The organism is Brevibacillus sp. HD3.3A (genome assembly GCF_013284375.2).
Taxonomy (GTDB): domain Bacteria; phylum Bacillota; class Bacilli; order Brevibacillales; family Brevibacillaceae; genus Brevibacillus; species Brevibacillus parabrevis.
Map to the genome: position 1 here is coordinate 767,665 of NZ_CP085874.1, position 15,651 is coordinate 783,315.

Genomic DNA, 15,651 nt, shown 5'->3' on the forward strand with positions numbered 1-15,651 from the left:
GGCTGCCCGCCTAGTTCCCACCACTATCAGAAAAAATCAAAATCACATATTGAACTTTCTATCAATTTCGAATAGACTGATACTCAAATGAATAGCGACTATATAACGACAAATGTCGCTGAAAAACAAACAGGGAGGGGCGGAACGTGTCGATCACCAGAATGCATGGCAAAAAAGTCGGGCTTGGCTCACTGCTTGCCGGCAAGCAAAACGGCAGTTATCTCATCTATCTTTGCAACCAGGTGCCTGCCTCATGACGCAATTTATTCTCAAACGATTGATGTCTGGCGTCGTCGTTCTTTTTGGACTTTCGGTGTTTACCTTCATGCTCATCCATTTCATCCCGGGCGATCCGGTGCGAATTATGCTTGGACAGCGGGCGACAGTGGAGCAAATCGAAGCCTTGCGCGAAGAGCTTGGGCTGAACAAGCCGCTCGTCTCCCAGTATGTCAGCTACGCATCCGGCTTGATTCAAGGAGACTTGGGCACTTCGCTCAAAACGGGCAGGCCGGTCAGTACCGAGATCGCCGAACGCTTTCCGGCAACGGCGAAAATGGCAGTGGCAAGCCTGGGCGTTGCCGTGATCGTCGGAGTGGGGCTGGGTGTGATTGCCGCGAGATTCAAGGACACGTTTATCGACGGGATGATCATGATGTTTTCCACCTTGGGCATGGCGTTGCCCGGTTTTTGGCTGGGGTTGCTCGTCATCCTCGTCTTCTCGGTGCATTTAGGCTGGTTTCCGATTGCGGGCGGAACCGGATTGCTGGATATCGTGCTGCCTGCCCTCACGCTCGGCACCTTGATGGCGACAGCACTCAGCAGGCTTACTCGCGCGGGGATGGTAGAAATTTTGTCCAACGACTACATCCGAACCGCCCGGGCAAAAGGCATGGGGGAACGAATCATTTTGCTCCGCCACGCTTTTCGCAATGTGATGATCCCGATTGTCGCCGTCATTGGCCTGGAGTTTGCGGGCCTGTTGGGTGGAGCCGTCATCGTGGAGCAAGTTTTCAATTGGCCGGGAATCGGCACTCTGGCCATCCAGGCGATCAGCTCCCGGGACTTTCCGATGATCCAGGGAACGACATTGTTCATCGGAGCGATTTACGTCGTTGTCGTGATTGTAATTGACGTCTTGTACGCTCTGCTCGATCCCCGGATCAATTTTTCCGCCAAAAGGGAGGGTGCATGACATGAGCGAGATCAACAAGGCCGTAACCGTTCGCTCCATGTGGCGCAAAGAACGCCAGCTTCCCCGCTTCGAATTGCTCGGCAAAATCATGCAAAGAAAAAAGGCGAAATACAGCTTTTTGATGATGCTCGGCATTATCGTGATCGGGATTATCGGCCCGTGGATTGCCCCGCACGATCCGACCAAAACGTATTACGAAGCTTTCATGCAAGGCCCGTCGAAACAGTTTTGGCTTGGGACGGATGCGATCGGCAGAGACATTTTATCGCGGCTTTTGTACGGCACGCGGGTGACGCTGACGGCAGCAGTCATGGCGTCGGCGATGACCTTTGTGGTCGGGACGCTCCTCGGAGTGACCAGCGCCTACATCGGAGGATTTTTTGACAATCTGATCATGCGAATCATGGACGTGCTGCTGGCTTTGCCGGGGATTGTGCTCGCTCTGGCAATCGTCGCAGCCTTGGGGCCAAGCCAGGAAAATGCCATGATTGCGATCGGAATCGCCTCCATTCCCGGGTTTTCGATTTTGGTCCGCGGAGCAGCGCTGTCCATCAAAGAGTCCGGGTACGTGGAAGCGAGCAGATCCATCGGCAGCTCAAACTGGTGGATCATCATCAACCAATTGATTCCGAATATCGCCAACGTGCTGATTGTGTATACGACCATGTTCATCGGCGGAGCGATTCTGTCCACATCTGCGCTCGGGTTTATCGGACTTGGGGCACAGCCGCCTACCCCGGAGTGGGGAACGATGCTGAACGAAGGCAAAGATTACTTGCGGGAAGCCTGGTGGCTGGCGACTTTTCCGGGGATCGCGATTACCGTCGTTGTTTTTACCGTCTACATGCTCGGAGATGCTTTGCGCGACATTTTTGACCCGAAAGCATGAGTCGGAGCAATCAAGGCAGCGAGTGCTGTAGCTGGAAAGGAGTGCAGACAAAATGACCCATGTGCTGGAGGTATCCGGCCTGACAACTACTTTTGCGAAAAATGAAAAGGCTTTCAAAGTGGTAGACGATCTTTCGCTGTACGTCAGAAAAGGCGAGGCTTTGGGCATCGTCGGAGAATCGGGGTGCGGCAAAAGCGTAGCGTCCCTGTCCCTGATGCGCCTTTTGGACAAGAACGGCAAGACGGAAGGAAGCATTTTGCTGAACGGGCAAAAAATATTGTCGTGCAGCGAACACGAGATGCAAAACATTCGCGGCAAAGAAATGGCGATGATTTTTCAGGAGCCGATGACATCGCTGAACCCTGTCCTGACCATCGGCAGACAAATGAGCGAGGGGCTGGAAAAGCACGAGGGGATGAAGCGTGCCCAGTCCAAGGAAAAAGTGATCGAGCTGCTGACACAGGTAGGCATTGCGCGCGCCAATGAAATTTACCACGAATACCCGCATCGCTTGTCCGGCGGAATGCGGCAGCGCGTCATGATCGCGATGGCGATTGCCTGTAACCCCAAGCTGCTGATCGCGGATGAGCCGACGACAGCGTTGGATGTGACGATTCAGGCGCAAATTTTGCAGCTGATCCAAAACGTCCGTACGGAGCGGGGCACGTCCTTGATCATGATCACGCACGACTTGGGAGTGGTGGCAGAGACGTGTGACCGGGTGATGGTCATGTACGCGGGACAAGTCATCGAATCAGCTGACGTCCGTACGTTGCTGCGCAACCCGAAGCATCCGTACACGATCGGGCTGATCCAGTCGACCCCGCATCGGTCCAAAGGGCAAAAGCGCCTGTACAGCATCGCGGGCAGCGTGCCGACCCCGGAGGAGTACCCGCAAGGCTGCCGCTTCGCTCCCAGGTGCGACAAAGCCATGCCAGTTTGCCTGGAGCAAAATCCGCAACTTTTGGCTGTCGACCAAGCATCCGATTGTCGCTGCTGGCTGTATCAGGAGCACACCAAGGGAACGGCGGTGAATGCATGAAAACACCGCTGTTGGAAGTGAGAAATTTGCAAAAGCGGTTTCTCACCGGAAAAGGGTGGCTGCAACAGCCGACCTGCGTACACGCCGTAAACGGTGTGAACTTGACGGTGACGGAAGGGGAGACGCTGGGAATCGTCGGGGAATCGGGCTGCGGCAAATCGACGCTGGGCAGATGCATTTTGCGCTTGATTGAACCAACCGAAGGCGAAATCGTGTTTCAAGGCAGAGACATTCGCCCCTTCAAAAAAGCGGACATGCACCAGGTCAGACGCAATATGCAGATGGTGTTTCAAAATCCGTTTGATACGCTCAATCCCAAGCTGACGATCAAGAGCATCCTGACCGAGCCGCTGATCGCCCACGGCATTCCGAAAGAACTACGCCAAGCATTGATCGAAGACACGATGGAACTCGTCGGTTTGAGCAAAAAGCAGCTGGCGCGGTATGCGCATGAATTTTCCGGCGGACAGCGCCAGCGGATCGGAATTGCCCGCGCACTGATGCTCAGACCGAAGCTGATCATCGCCGACGAGCCGGTTTCCGCCCTCGATGTGTCGATTCAATCCCAGATTCTCAATTTGCTGCAAGACTTGCAGGAGCAGCTTTCGCTCACTTATTTGTTCATCTCGCACGATTTGAGCGTAGTCGAGCATATCGCGGACAGAGTGGCCGTCATGTATTTGGGCGAAGTGATCGAGTTGGCGAAAAAGGAAGACCTGTTTGCCAAACCGTTGCATCCGTATGCGCAATCGCTGCTGTCGGCCGTTCCGGTATCTGATCCCGATGAAAAAAGGGAACGGATTCTCCTAAAGGGAGATTTGCCTTCGCCGTCCAACCCGCCGAGCGGCTGCAAGTTTCATCCGCGTTGCTGGGCGTGCATGGATATATGCAAGACGACCGCCCCTGCTTTACAAGAGGTAGAGGGGCGACTGGTTGCTTGTCATCTTTATGAAAGGAACGGGTGATGAGGCAGGCAAAAGAAAAAAATTTTACAGATGACGGAGGTGTCAGGAAACGATGCTGGACTCACGACTGACCAGACTGGCGAATGTGCTGGTCAACTACTCTACCCGCGTACAGCCGGAAGACCGCGTACTGATTGAAGCGATTGAAGTGGATATGTCCATGGTCAAGGAACTGGTGAAAGCGGTACAGCAAGCGGGCGGGCATCCTTTTGTAAACTTGCGGGATCGCACGGTGCAACGCCAACTTTTGCTAGGCGGGACTGCCGAGCAGTTCAGGGACGAGGCGGAAATTGATCGGTATCAGATGGAAAAGATGGACGCGGTGATCATCATCGAAGGCGGTCACAACATCAACGAGCTGGCGGATGTGCCTGAGAAACAGATGAAGCTGGCGGCGACTTTTGCCAGCCAAGTACGGCAAGTGCGGCTCCATAAAAAATGGGTGTATCTCCGCTATCCGCATCCTGCCATGGCGCAGTTGGCGAATACGAGCACGGAAGCTTTTGAACAGTTTTACTTCGACGTTTGCACGATGGATTACGCCCGGATGGCGAAGGCGATGCAGCCGCTAAAGGAATTGATGGAACAAACAGACCGTGTCAAAATAATAGGACCAGGCACGGAGCTTGCCTTTTCTATCAAAGGCATACCTGCTGTCCTGTGTGCTGGCGACAAAAACGTTCCGGACGGGGAAGTGTTCACAGCCCCGGTTCGAGATTCGGTGAACGGCGTCATTACTTTCAATGCGCCTTCTCCTTATCAAGGCTTTACGTTTGAGCATGTTCGCCTGGAGTTTGCGCAAGGCAAGATCGTGCAAGCGACAGCCAATGAGACGAAGCGGCTGACAGACATTTTGAATACGGATGAAGGCGCGAGATACATCGGAGAATTTGCGCTAGGGGTCAATCCTTACATCCGGGAGCCGATGCGCGACATCTTGTTTGATGAAAAAATAGACGGAAGCTTTCACTTTACCCCGGGCCAATGCTACGGCGCTGCCTCCAACGGGAACAACTCGACGATTCATTGGGATATGGTCTCGATTCAGCGTCCCGAGTACGGTGGCGGCGAGATTTGGTTCGACGATCGGCTGATTCGCAAAGATGGACGGTTTGTCTTGGCTGAGCTGGAAGCGCTCAATCCTGAGGCATTGAAATAGTAGAGACACGAGAGAGCCTTTGGGAAAAGGAGAGAGACACGGCGTATGACACATGTGATCGATGCTCATTTTGATCTGCTGATGGATGTGGCGATTCAGCGTGAGCTAGGCAGAAAACAAGTCATTGCAGCGGATTATTGGCCGGATTTTATCGCAGGCGGGGTACAGACGGTTGTTTCCGCGATTTATATCGACAGCAAGTTTTTGCCTGAGCTGGGCTTGCGCAAAGCGCTTCAGCAAATCAGCGCCCTGCATGCAGAAGCGGACGAGTCTGCGGACAAAGTGATGGTATGCAAAAGCGTGGCGGATATCGAGACGGCAAAAAAAGCGGGGAAAGTCGGCTTCGTCCTCTCGCTGGAAGGGGCAGAGCCGCTGTACAATGATTTGAGTATGCTGCGCGTCTTTTACGAGCTGGGGGTCCGGTTTCTGGGACTCGTCTGGAGCAGGCGCAATTTCGTGGGCGACGGCAGTCATTTTACACCTGTGCGTGAAGGGCGAAAAGGCGGGATTACCGAGTTCGGCGTGCGGCTGATTGAAGCAGCGGAAGCGATGGGGATGATTATAGATGTGAGCCATCTGAACGACGAAGGCTTTTGGGATGTCGTGGAAATCGCGAAAAAGCCGATCATCGCTTCCCATTCCAACTGTCGGGCACTCGCCAGCTCCATGCGCAATCTGACCGACGAGCAAATCAAGGCGATTGCTGCCACGAACGGAGTCATCGGGATGAATGGGGTCAACATTTTTGTCGCGGATCGGGATGAACAGTCTGATCTCGAACATTTGCTGAACCACGTGGACCACATTACCAAGCTTGTCGGGGTCGAGCACGTCGGAATCGGCCTTGATATTATCGAGCCTTTTATGAAATACGAGTCGCCGGATGCACTCACTTCGCTGACGCGCAAAGATTTTGACGTCGTGAAAGGACATATCCAGGTGCCGGAAATCTTGCGCGGTCTTGCCAGCAGAGGGTATACGGACGAGGCAATCGAGCTGATCATGGCGAAAAACTTCCTCAGAGTCTATCGGGAAGTCTGGAAATAAGACAGAAAAGGGAATGGACTTATGCTCATTAAAATAGCGGCAATCTCTTCGGAAGAATTTCTGCCAAGAATCTTGAAAAACGTCAACGCAGACGCGAATATCCAGATGAAATCGTATACGTACCAGAATCCAAAAGAGAGTGCAGCTATACTCGATCTTGTTGACGATTGCGATGTGCTGCTGTTTGCCGGGCCGCTGCCGTATTTTTTCGCCAGAGACAAGATCGAGCAAAAAAAATGGCCAGCGGTGTACATTCCTTTTGATGAATACACGATCTCACTGTCGTTGTTTCATACCATGCTCAATGTCGAGGGGGGATTGGAGCATATTTCCATCGACATGCCAAAAGCTGCGTATATCGCAAAAGTGGCAGAAGAACTGGACTTGCAGCCGACTTCCTGGCATGTGACGGATTACAGCGAGATTGTGGAAGACGGAGGCACGAGGTTCGACGTCGAGGAAGTGATCCGGTTTCATCGGGAGCATTGGGAGAAACAAGAGAGCAAGTTCGCGTTGACTGGCGTTGACTATGTGCACGTTCGGCTGCGCGAGCTGGGCATACCGTGTGCGCCGCTGATCGTTCCGGACAAGAACATCCGGGACGCGATCAATCAGGCCGTCGCATTCGGTCAGCTGAAAATCAGCAAAAACTCGCAAATTGCCGTCGGGATCGCGACTTTTCATCAGCAGGAACGGGCAAGCTACGAGACGGAAAGCCAGATGCAGGACGCAGCGATCATTTTGCTGCAAGAGCTGCTCGAACTGGTCAAGGAGACAGATGCTTCGATCCAAAAGCTGGGGATGGATCAGTTCATCATATACGGCACGCGCGGCAGCATCGAGCAAATGATCGAGTACGGCAAGATCGTGCAAGTGTTGGAAAACGTCGAACAACTGAGCAAAGTAACAGTGACGATGGGCTTCGGGTTTGGCCTGACGGCGAAGGAAGCGGAGGCGAATGCGCGAATTGCGATTTACCACGCCCGGAAGCAGAATGAGAACAGCGCCTATTTGGTCACGGATGAAAAAGAAGTGATCGGCCCGGTCAACGCCCAGGCGAAGACGTTCCAGCTCAAAAGCGAGAACAAGACCATTTTGGAAATCGCCGAGAAAACAGGGTCGAGCGTGGCGACGATCAACAAGCTCGTCCAGTATGTCAGGCTGCGCCGCGACAATCGCTTTACAGCTACCGACCTGGCGGATTATTTGCAGATCAGCCGCCGCAGCTCGGAGCGCACCTTGAAAAAGCTGATCGACCACCAGGTAGTGGAAGTCATCGGCGAAGAACAGCCGTATCAACAAGGACGTCCTCGCGCTGTCTATCGGTTGAATTACCAGTAAGCGTACACCCGACAGGCTCCGGTTTTCCTATGCGAAATGTGCGAAAGCCGGAGCGATTGTCAGGCTGCTAGTTTCCTGTCCGCCAGCTCAACAGGGAAATCTCAGCGGCAATTAGCGACTATATAGCGACAATGAAAATTTGGCCAAGGCCATAAAAGGGGGCACCCATGCTACAGAAGCTTTTGGATCGCCGCATGTCGTATTTGTTGCTTGTCTGTTTACTCGCTTTGTCGGCAGTCGGATGCAGTTCTGCCACAGCTCCAGTTGAACAAGGCAGTGCGGAACAGCCAAAACCGACCGCCAGCCTAACTCCGAAAACGGGCGGCACCATCACGATCGGTTATCAGGTGGAGCCAGACACGCTCGACCCTCAAAAGACCGCGCTCTCCGCAGGCAATTTTGTCGGCGGTTTGCTCGGCGGAGCCTTGATGGTGCTCGATCCGTACACGTTTGAACTGAAGCCGCATTTGGCCGAGTCGTATGCGATCTCGGAGGACGGGAAAACGTGGACGTTCAAGCTGCGAAAAGGCGTGAAGTTTCACGACGGGACGCCGCTGACCGCTGCCATTTTCAAAGAAAGCATGGAACGGGCCATCGACCCGAAAACAGCGTCTCCGGTAACCGGACAGGAGCTGACCACGATTCGCTCGATTTCTGCTCCCGACGAGTCAACTTTGGTTCTGCAATTGGATCAGCCGACCGCGCCACTGCTTGGTTCCTTGTCGTACGCAGGCTATCAGCAGCCGATTTTGCCTGCGGCGCTGCAAAAATTCGGCAGCGACTTCGGACGAAATCCTGTAGGGGTTGGGCCGTGGAAGTTTGAGAGCTGGAAGACAGGAGAATCGATCACGCTTGTCCGCAACGATGACTACCAATGGGCAGCCCCGTTCGTCAAAAACCAGGGGCCAGTCCGTCCTGACAAGCTCGTCATCAAATTTATCAAGGACAACCAGACGCTGATCGCTGCACTGGACAGCGGCACGATTGATATTGCCGGCGTTCCTGCCAAAGACGTGAAGAAGTACAAGGACGACAAAGACTTCACCGTGCTGGAAGGAATGCAGCCAGTGGAGAGCTTCATCGGCATGAACATGGAGAATGAGATTTTACGGGAATTGGAGGTGCGCAAAGCACTCAATCTGGCGATCAACAAGGAAGCGCTCGTCATTGCCGATTTGCAGGGAGAAGGCGTGCCTGTTTACGGACCGATCCCGCCCACGATGTTTGGCTACGATCAGGCAGTGGAGCAGTATGGCTACAAGTACAACAAGGAAGAGGCGATCCGGCTTTTGGAGGAAGCGGGCTGGAAGCCGAACGGACAAGGTATCCGCGAAAAGAACGGCAAAACACTCAGCCTCACGATGATCGTCGATGATCCCAAGCCTGGTCATCAGCTCATCCAGAGCATGTTCAAAGAGATCGGAATAGAACTGAATATTCAAAATTACGAATCCGCGACAGCGCATGCCCAAGCGGTGAAAGGCTCTTTTGACTTGATGGCAACTGATCATGGCAGCATCGATCCGAACATTTTGGACTTGTTCATGAACTCGAACCAGATCGGCGGATTGAACTTTTTCCGCATCAAAAACAAGGAGCTGGACTATTTCCTGGAAAAAGGCTCCACAGCAACGGACGCGGGTGAGCGAAAGAAAGCGTACGCCGCCATTCAAAAACTGGTCGTTGATCAGGCGTACTGGATTCCGCTGTATTCGGCAAAAACGTTCCAGGTCGTAAGCAACCGCATTCAAGGCGTGGAAGCCAATCCGCTGGGAACGTTGACGATCCAGGATATGTGGGTAAACGAATAGCCATTGTTCATGAGGGAGGGATCATTGTGGGGAAAAGAAAAGCAGTTGCCAGGTGCATCGGGTGCCTGTTCACCTTTTGCATGCTAATCAGCTTTGTCATCGGTTGCAGCCAGTCAGCGACTCCGTCGAAGCCGCCGGAAGCAACCGGACCAAAGGCGGAGGGCGCGCCGCAGGCAGGGGGAACGATTACGCTGGGGCTTTCGGCAGAGCCGGATACGCTCGACGTGCACAAAACAAACATGGACGTGAGCGGAGTCGTGTCGAGGTTAATTGGCGGTTCCCTGCTGTCGCTCGATCCGCAAACAAACGAAATCAAGCCGTATTTGGCGGAGTCGTACAACATCTCCGCCGATCAAAAAACTTGGACCTTCAAAATTCGTCCGGGGGTGAAATTCCACGATGGCACGGCGCTGACGGCTGCTTCTTTCAAAGAGACGTTCGAGCGGGCGATGGCGCCAGAGACCGCATCGCCAGGAGTGGGACCACTGCTCAGTGTGATTGCCTCCATCACTACCCCGGATGAGCTGACACTCGTCATCCAGCTCAAAGAACCGTCTGCTCCGCTGCTGTCCTACTTCGTGCAAGCGAACGTGACGCAGCCGCTGTCCATGGAGGCGGTGCAAAAATACGGCAACGAATATGGACGGCACCCGGTCGGGGTAGGGCCGTGGAAATTCGAGAGCTGGAAGACCGGAGAGTCGATCACGCTCGTGCGCAATGAAGCGTACCAGTGGGCAGAGCCTTTTGTCCAAACACAAGGGCCGCCGATGCCGGACAAAATCGTGTTCAAATTCATCAAAGACGCCCAGACGACGATTGCCGCGCTGGAAAGCGGCTCGATCGACATCGCTTCCATCTCGCCGCGGGAAGCAGCCGGGTACAAGCAAAGCGACAAATTCGCAGTGCTGGAAGCGACGAAGCTGGGGGTGAATTTTATTCAAATGAACCTGGAAAACCCGATTCTCGGCGACCTGCGTGTGCGTCAGGCGCTGAACATGGCCTTGAACAAAAAAGCGATCATCCAGGCTGACCTGCAAGGCGAGGGAGAGAGTGCTTTCGGGCCATTGCCGCGGAAAATGTTCGGCTACGATCCCGCTGTGGAAACATACGGCTACCCGTTCAATATCGAGGAAGCCAAAAAGCTGCTGGAAGAGGCCGGATGGAAGGAAAGCGGACAAGGCATCCGGGAAAAGGACGGGCAGCCTTTGAGCCTGCAATTGCTCACAGCAATGAGCTCGCAAAGCATTCCGCTGATGCAAAGCATGTTCAAGGAAATCGGCGTCGAGATCAAGGTGCAAAACGCGGAGCTGGGCAGCGTACTGGATTTGTCGGCAAAAGGGCAGTTTGACTTGAATGTGCTCGGCTACACCGACTTTGATCCGGACATTTTGTATTTGTTCATGCATTCCAGCCAGATCGGCGGATTGAATCACGCCCAGATCAAAAACGAGCAACTGGATACGCTGCTCGAACAGAGCCGCACTGTCGGCGATCAGGAGAAGCGGAAGCAAATTTTTGCCGAGATCCAAAAAATCGCGGTGGAACAAGCCTACTGGATTCCTTACTCGGAAGAAAAGACATTCCTTGCCGTAAACAAGCGGGTACATGGCGTCAAGCTCGATTCGCTATACGGAATCATGCTGGGAGACAGTTGGGTGCAGCCGTAAACAGGAGGGAACGGGGTGGAGAAAATGGATTGGCAAGAGCAATTTGAACAGGCAGCGCAGCCGATTATCGACCAGTGCCAGGTACCGGGCGTATGCGTGGGCTTGAACCAGGACGGGAAGAGCATGTATCGCCGCGGATTCGGTTATCGGGACAAAGAGCGCCACTGGGAGATTACGCCTGACACGGTAATGGGTGTCGCCTCGATTACCAAGTCGTTTACATGCGTGGCGATCATGCAGTTGCAAGAGGCTGGAAAACTGGAGGTGCACGATCCGGTTTTGGCCTACTTGCCGGAGCTTGTTACACCGGATCAGGCGTGCACCGAGCGGATGACGATTCATCATTTCATGACCCATACAGCCGGATTCCCGCTGCTGCCCACCGATTATTTGGCGATCAAGGGGCTGCCGGACGTCGACATTGCAGACGAGAATCATCCGATTCACAAGCAAATCAAAAAAGAACAGCAAAAATGGGTGAACACCCCCGAAGACTTCATGGAGGTCATGAGCCACATCGACTACCAGCTGTTGGGGCCGCCCGGAGCGCAATTCAGTTACTCCAACGACGCTTATACCCTTTTGGGCGCGATCATTGAGCGAGTCAGCGGGAAAACGTACGAGCAGTACATCATCGACCACATTTTGCTGCCTGCGGGCATGGCGAATAGCTCCTTTGCCTTGCAGGAGCTGTCCAAGTACAAAGAAGTGACGACGATTTACCGTTTGGCGGAAAAAGAGGGAGGGCCGGAAGTGTACCCTGATCCGCAGTGGGAGGAAGGGCCAGTCGTGCTCGCATCCGGCCATTTGAATACGACGGTCAACGACATGCTGCGCTACATGGACATATACCGGACTGGTGGATTGGTCGGCGAGGAGCGGATTCTGTCCAAAGCGAGCGTGGAGCAGATGACTTACCCGCATGTTCGCATGGGATACGGTCAGTATTACGGCTACGGCTTGTTCGTCACGCCGGACTACTACGGAACGACCAAGCTGGAGCACAGCGGCGGGTTGAAAGGAGTCGCATCGCAGATGGTCATCTTGCCAGAGCGCGGCATTACAACGATTGCGATCGCCAATTTGGCGGAGACACCGATTGTCGAGCTGCTGAATTTTGCCATCAACACGCAGGAAGGTCGCCCTGCTGACGCACCGTCTGTTCCTTTTGGCGCGGAGCAACCAGTCGCTGCGGCTGATTTGCAGGCGTACACCGGGACGTATCGGGTCACAGTCGACCGCAAGCTGCCAGTGACGGTTGACAGCGATGTGCTGACGCTCGGCCTGGGTGGCAAGCAGCTTGCCTTGCGCCCAATCGGGGACGATTATTTCGTCATGAAACAAGATATCGAGGAGCAGGCGATCCGGTTCCACCGCGATCAGAGCGGCCAGGTAACGAGTCTGTCCGTAGGCGTCGTCCGCTTGCCGAAGGAGGTGTGAACCATGCATCAACCAGATTGGGTAAGCGCATACGAGACGCTCGCCGAACAGACGGTCCAAGAGAGCCAGGCTCCGGGGGTGATCATCGGCATCAATCAACATGGCGACAGTCTGTACCGAAAAGCATACGGCTATCGGGATGCGGAGCGCAAATGGGCGATAACGCCAGACACGGTCATGGGGCTGGCTTCGGTCACCAAATCGTTTACGTGCATGGCGATCATGCAGCTGCAAGAAGCGGGCAAGCTGTCCGTTCACGACCCGGTTGTCGCTTATTTGCCCGAGTTTCGGACACCGGATCAGGCGTGTACCGAACGGATGACGATTCATCATTTCATGACGCATTCAGCGGGAATCCCGCCGCTGCCTGTCGATATGCTTGCCGTCAAAAACTCTTTGTTTGATACGATCCCGGAGGAAGACAACCCGATTCACCGTTTTCTCAAAAAGGAGCAGCAAAAGCCGATCCGCACGCATGCCGATTTGCTGGAGGTGTTAGCCCACGTGCAATATGAGCTTTTGGGCGAGCCGGGCCAGCATTTCAGCTACTCGAACGAGTGCTATGCCCTGCTCGGGGCGATTGTCGAGCGAGTGAGCGGAAAACCGTATGACGTCTACGTCAAGGAGCACATCCTCGCACCTGCCGATATGCGAAGCAGTACCTTTTGGCTCGGCGATCTGCCGCGGTTCCCGGAGGTCACCACGATCTATCACAAAAGGGACAATCACGGGAAGCTGGAAGTGTACCCCGACTTTGATTGGGAAGAAGGGCCAGCGGTGATGGCTGCGGGACATTTGAACTCGACCGTCCGCGACATGTTGAATTACGCGGAAATTTTCCGCACGGGAGGATGCGTGGGCAAGGAACGGATTTTGTCGGCCGAAAGCGTAAGGCAAATGACGCTTCCGCATGTGGTCTGCAACTATAAAAAGCATTACGGCTACGGCTTGATGGTGGAGCCGAATTATTACGGGGGCACGCTGTTGAAGCACGGCGGGGCGATCAAAGGAGTGGCGGCGCATCTGGCGATTGTCCCGGAAAGAGGGCTGACAGCAGTCGTCTTGGCTAATCTAATCGGCACGCCTGTCGAAAAGCTGACATTGACTGCGCTGAACCTGATCGAGGGAAGAGAAGCCGCAGAGCCTTTGACCAAGTACGAGGATTATTGTGTATCCCCGGAGCGTTTCCAGGCGTATGTCGGCGACTATGCTTCCGGCGAAGGGATGAACGTGAGTGTGACCGTCGAGGAAGGCGCGCTTGTGCTGACGAATCATACCGCTCTTTTCCCGAATGAAAAAGGCTTAAAGTACCCGCTGCTGCCGATTGCCGAGAATTATTTCCTGGCACAGATGGATGGCAGCGAGCTGACCGTTGGATTTGCGAACCAGGCAGATGGACAGGCAAAAGCCGTCTCCGTCGGTTACCGGCAAATCCCGAGAGTTTCCTTAACCAAGCCGGAGGTGTAAGAAGAACATGAAAATTACGTCTGTCCATATACATGCCATTACGTTGCCGCTGGTGCGCCCGTTTATTGTGGCGTACGCTTCTTACAACGAGATGCCTTCCATTATTGTAAAAGTAGAGACTGATCAAGGCTTGGTCGGCTATGGCGAATCCGTGCCGGATCAGCATGTGACGGGGGAGACATGGGAAAGCACGTACGCCATGCTCGTTCACAGCCTGGCTCCGGCGATCATCGGAGAAAATCCGTTTGCTCTGGAACGCATTCACCATTTGCTCGATCAATGCGTGTACAAAGCGCCAGCAGCGAAAGCAGCGATTGACCTGGCGTGCTATGACTTGATGGGAAAAGCGACAGGTCAGCCTGTTTATCAGTTGCTCGGGGGCAAGTACCACAGCGTGCTCACTCTTCCGTACGTGCTCAGCATTTTGCAGCCTGAAACGATGGCGGCAGAAGCGAAGCAGGCTGTGGCGGATGGCTTTGACTCGATCAAAATAAAAGTAGGCTCCGACTTGGCGACGGACATCGAGCGCATTCGTGCCGTTCGTGAAGCCGTCGGTCCTGATATAAGACTGCGGGTAGACGCCAATCAGGGATGGGAAAATCGGACGAATACATTGACGGCTCTCAAGCAAGTAGAAGATTGCCGGATTGACTGGATGGAGCAGCCTGTCGTCGCCCACGATCTGGACGCATTGGCCGACATTCGCAGACAGACATCCATCCCGATCATGGTCGACGAAGGATTACTGGGAGCGAGCGAAATGCGCGAGGTGATCGCGAAAAAAGCAGCCGATAAAGTGAACATCAAGCTGATGAAGTGCGGCGGGATTTACCCAGCGGCCAAGCTGGTTCATCAGGCGGAGATGGCCGGGATGGAGTGCCAGATCGGGTCGATGCCGGAATCGTCTATCGGGAGCGCGGCGGGGGCGCACCTGTCGATCGCGAAGAAAAATATTGTTTCCAACGAGCTGGCCGGACCGTTCATTTTTGCCAAAGACGTCGCTAACTTGACCTGCCAGGGAAATCAAATTTTGCTGTCCGACAAGCCAGGATTCGGGGTGGAGCTTGACGAAGCCGTATTGACACAATTGACAGTCCGCCAAGAAACGGTTTCATAAAATCGCCCCTCATGTCCAGGGAAAAGGAGAGATCGGCGCTATGCATACAACAAGAGCGACAACGCTTGCGATTGTAGAGACATTGACAGAGCAGCAGCTGACCATGCTGAAGGAGCTGGAGCAGGAAGCGTTTGGCGTGCACGGAGCGATCGACGAATGGGTGCTGGTCCCACTGGCGAGACACGGCTGCCTCGTCCTGTTTCAGGAAGAAGGAGATGCGAAGCCTGTCGGTGTCTGCGAGCTGATGCGTGATTTTCGCAACCCGGATCATGCCTACATGTACGGATATTTGATTCGCTCGGATAAAAAAGGCTTGGGGTACGGCTTTGCTTTCTTGGAGCAAATACTGGATCGGCTGCGCAAGGATGGATTTGCCAAAGTGTGCCTGACGGTCAGCCCGGACAACAAAGGCGCGGTTGCGCTGTATCAAAAGGCGGGTTTTCAAATTGTGGAGACACGCATTGCCGAATATGGCAGCGGAAACGATCGCTACTATATGGAAAAGAGCTTGTAA

The 15,651-nt window shown here is 54.1% G+C and carries 13 protein-coding genes; all 13 read left to right on the plus strand.

Annotated elements, in window-relative coordinates; genetic code table 11:
* Nucleotides 1-253 precede the first annotated feature (253 nt).
* The 13 genes from nikB (at nt 254) to HP435_RS04040 (ending at nt 15,651) form a co-directional block, all read left to right on the plus strand.
* Complete coding sequence (nikB, locus tag HP435_RS03980) at nt 254-1,192, plus strand: nickel ABC transporter permease (protein WP_122966356.1); 939 nt, start codon at nt 254-256, stop codon at nt 1,190-1,192.
* 1 nt (nt 1,193) lies between these two features.
* Complete coding sequence (locus tag HP435_RS03985; protein WP_173598718.1) at nt 1,194-2,081, plus strand: ABC transporter permease; 888 nt, start codon at nt 1,194-1,196, stop codon at nt 2,079-2,081.
* A gap of 52 nt (nt 2,082-2,133) precedes the next feature.
* A complete protein-coding gene (locus HP435_RS03990) occupies nt 2,134-3,123 on the plus strand; it encodes an ABC transporter ATP-binding protein (RefSeq protein WP_173598717.1) in 990 nt (329 codons plus the stop codon).
* A complete protein-coding gene (locus tag HP435_RS03995) occupies nt 3,120-4,088 on the plus strand; it encodes an ABC transporter ATP-binding protein (RefSeq protein ID WP_173598716.1) in 969 nt (322 codons plus the stop codon). Before HP435_RS03990 ends, HP435_RS03995 begins: the two co-directional genes overlap by 4 nt.
* A 52-nt stretch (nt 4,089-4,140) precedes the next feature.
* A complete protein-coding gene (locus HP435_RS04000; protein ID WP_173598715.1) occupies nt 4,141-5,247 on the plus strand; it encodes an aminopeptidase in 1,107 nt (368 codons plus the stop codon).
* A gap of 45 nt (nt 5,248-5,292) precedes the next feature.
* Entirely contained in the window at nt 5,293-6,294 is a 1,002-nt protein-coding gene (locus HP435_RS04005; protein WP_173598714.1) for a dipeptidase, read from the plus strand.
* A 21-nt stretch (nt 6,295-6,315) separates the two neighbouring features.
* Nucleotides 6,316-7,635: a helix-turn-helix domain-containing protein gene (locus HP435_RS04010; protein ID WP_173598713.1), complete on the plus strand. Its 1,320-nt coding sequence runs from the start codon at nt 6,316-6,318 to the stop codon at nt 7,633-7,635.
* A 167-nt stretch (nt 7,636-7,802) separates the two neighbouring features.
* On the plus strand, nt 7,803-9,446 hold the full coding sequence (locus HP435_RS04015; RefSeq protein ID WP_173598712.1) for an ABC transporter substrate-binding protein: 1,644 nt from the start codon (nt 7,803-7,805) through the stop codon (nt 9,444-9,446).
* A gap of 26 nt (nt 9,447-9,472) precedes the next feature.
* Entirely contained in the window at nt 9,473-11,113 is a 1,641-nt protein-coding gene (locus HP435_RS04020) for an ABC transporter substrate-binding protein (protein WP_229049819.1), read from the plus strand.
* Nucleotides 11,114-11,137: 24 nt separating this feature from the next.
* The gene (locus HP435_RS04025; RefSeq protein ID WP_173598724.1) at nt 11,138-12,553 is read left to right on the plus strand and encodes a serine hydrolase; all 1,416 of its coding nucleotides are present in this window, start codon (nt 11,138-11,140) and stop codon (nt 12,551-12,553) included.
* A 3-nt stretch (nt 12,554-12,556) separates the two neighbouring features.
* A complete protein-coding gene (locus tag HP435_RS04030; protein ID WP_173598711.1) occupies nt 12,557-14,020 on the plus strand; it encodes a serine hydrolase domain-containing protein in 1,464 nt (487 codons plus the stop codon).
* A 7-nt stretch (nt 14,021-14,027) separates the two neighbouring features.
* Entirely contained in the window at nt 14,028-15,137 is a 1,110-nt protein-coding gene (locus HP435_RS04035) for a mandelate racemase/muconate lactonizing enzyme family protein (RefSeq protein ID WP_173598710.1), read from the plus strand.
* A gap of 40 nt (nt 15,138-15,177) precedes the next feature.
* The gene (locus tag HP435_RS04040) at nt 15,178-15,651 is read left to right on the plus strand and encodes a GNAT family N-acetyltransferase (protein WP_173598709.1); all 474 of its coding nucleotides are present in this window, start codon (nt 15,178-15,180) and stop codon (nt 15,649-15,651) included.

What these genes read in the sequence shown, in the direction of transcription:
- HP435_RS04040 (WP_173598709.1), top strand. Translation starts at nt 15,178, where the DNA reads ATGCATACAACAAGAGCGACAACGCTTGCGATTGTAGAGACATTGACA.
- HP435_RS03990 (WP_173598717.1), top strand. Translation starts at nt 2,134, where the DNA reads ATGACCCATGTGCTGGAGGTATCCGGCCTGACAACTACTTTTGCGAAA.
- HP435_RS03985 (WP_173598718.1), top strand. Translation starts at nt 1,194, where the DNA reads ATGAGCGAGATCAACAAGGCCGTAACCGTTCGCTCCATGTGGCGCAAA.
- nikB (WP_122966356.1), top strand. Translation starts at nt 254, where the DNA reads ATGACGCAATTTATTCTCAAACGATTGATGTCTGGCGTCGTCGTTCTT.
- HP435_RS04005 (WP_173598714.1), top strand. Translation starts at nt 5,293, where the DNA reads ATGACACATGTGATCGATGCTCATTTTGATCTGCTGATGGATGTGGCG.
- HP435_RS03995 (WP_173598716.1), top strand. Translation starts at nt 3,120, where the DNA reads ATGAAAACACCGCTGTTGGAAGTGAGAAATTTGCAAAAGCGGTTTCTC.
- HP435_RS04025 (WP_173598724.1), top strand. Translation starts at nt 11,138, where the DNA reads ATGGATTGGCAAGAGCAATTTGAACAGGCAGCGCAGCCGATTATCGAC.
- HP435_RS04030 (WP_173598711.1), top strand. Translation starts at nt 12,557, where the DNA reads ATGCATCAACCAGATTGGGTAAGCGCATACGAGACGCTCGCCGAACAG.
- HP435_RS04015 (WP_173598712.1), top strand. Translation starts at nt 7,803, where the DNA reads ATGCTACAGAAGCTTTTGGATCGCCGCATGTCGTATTTGTTGCTTGTC.
- HP435_RS04035 (WP_173598710.1), top strand. Translation starts at nt 14,028, where the DNA reads ATGAAAATTACGTCTGTCCATATACATGCCATTACGTTGCCGCTGGTG.
- HP435_RS04010 (WP_173598713.1), top strand. Translation starts at nt 6,316, where the DNA reads ATGCTCATTAAAATAGCGGCAATCTCTTCGGAAGAATTTCTGCCAAGA.
- HP435_RS04000 (WP_173598715.1), top strand. Translation starts at nt 4,141, where the DNA reads ATGCTGGACTCACGACTGACCAGACTGGCGAATGTGCTGGTCAACTAC.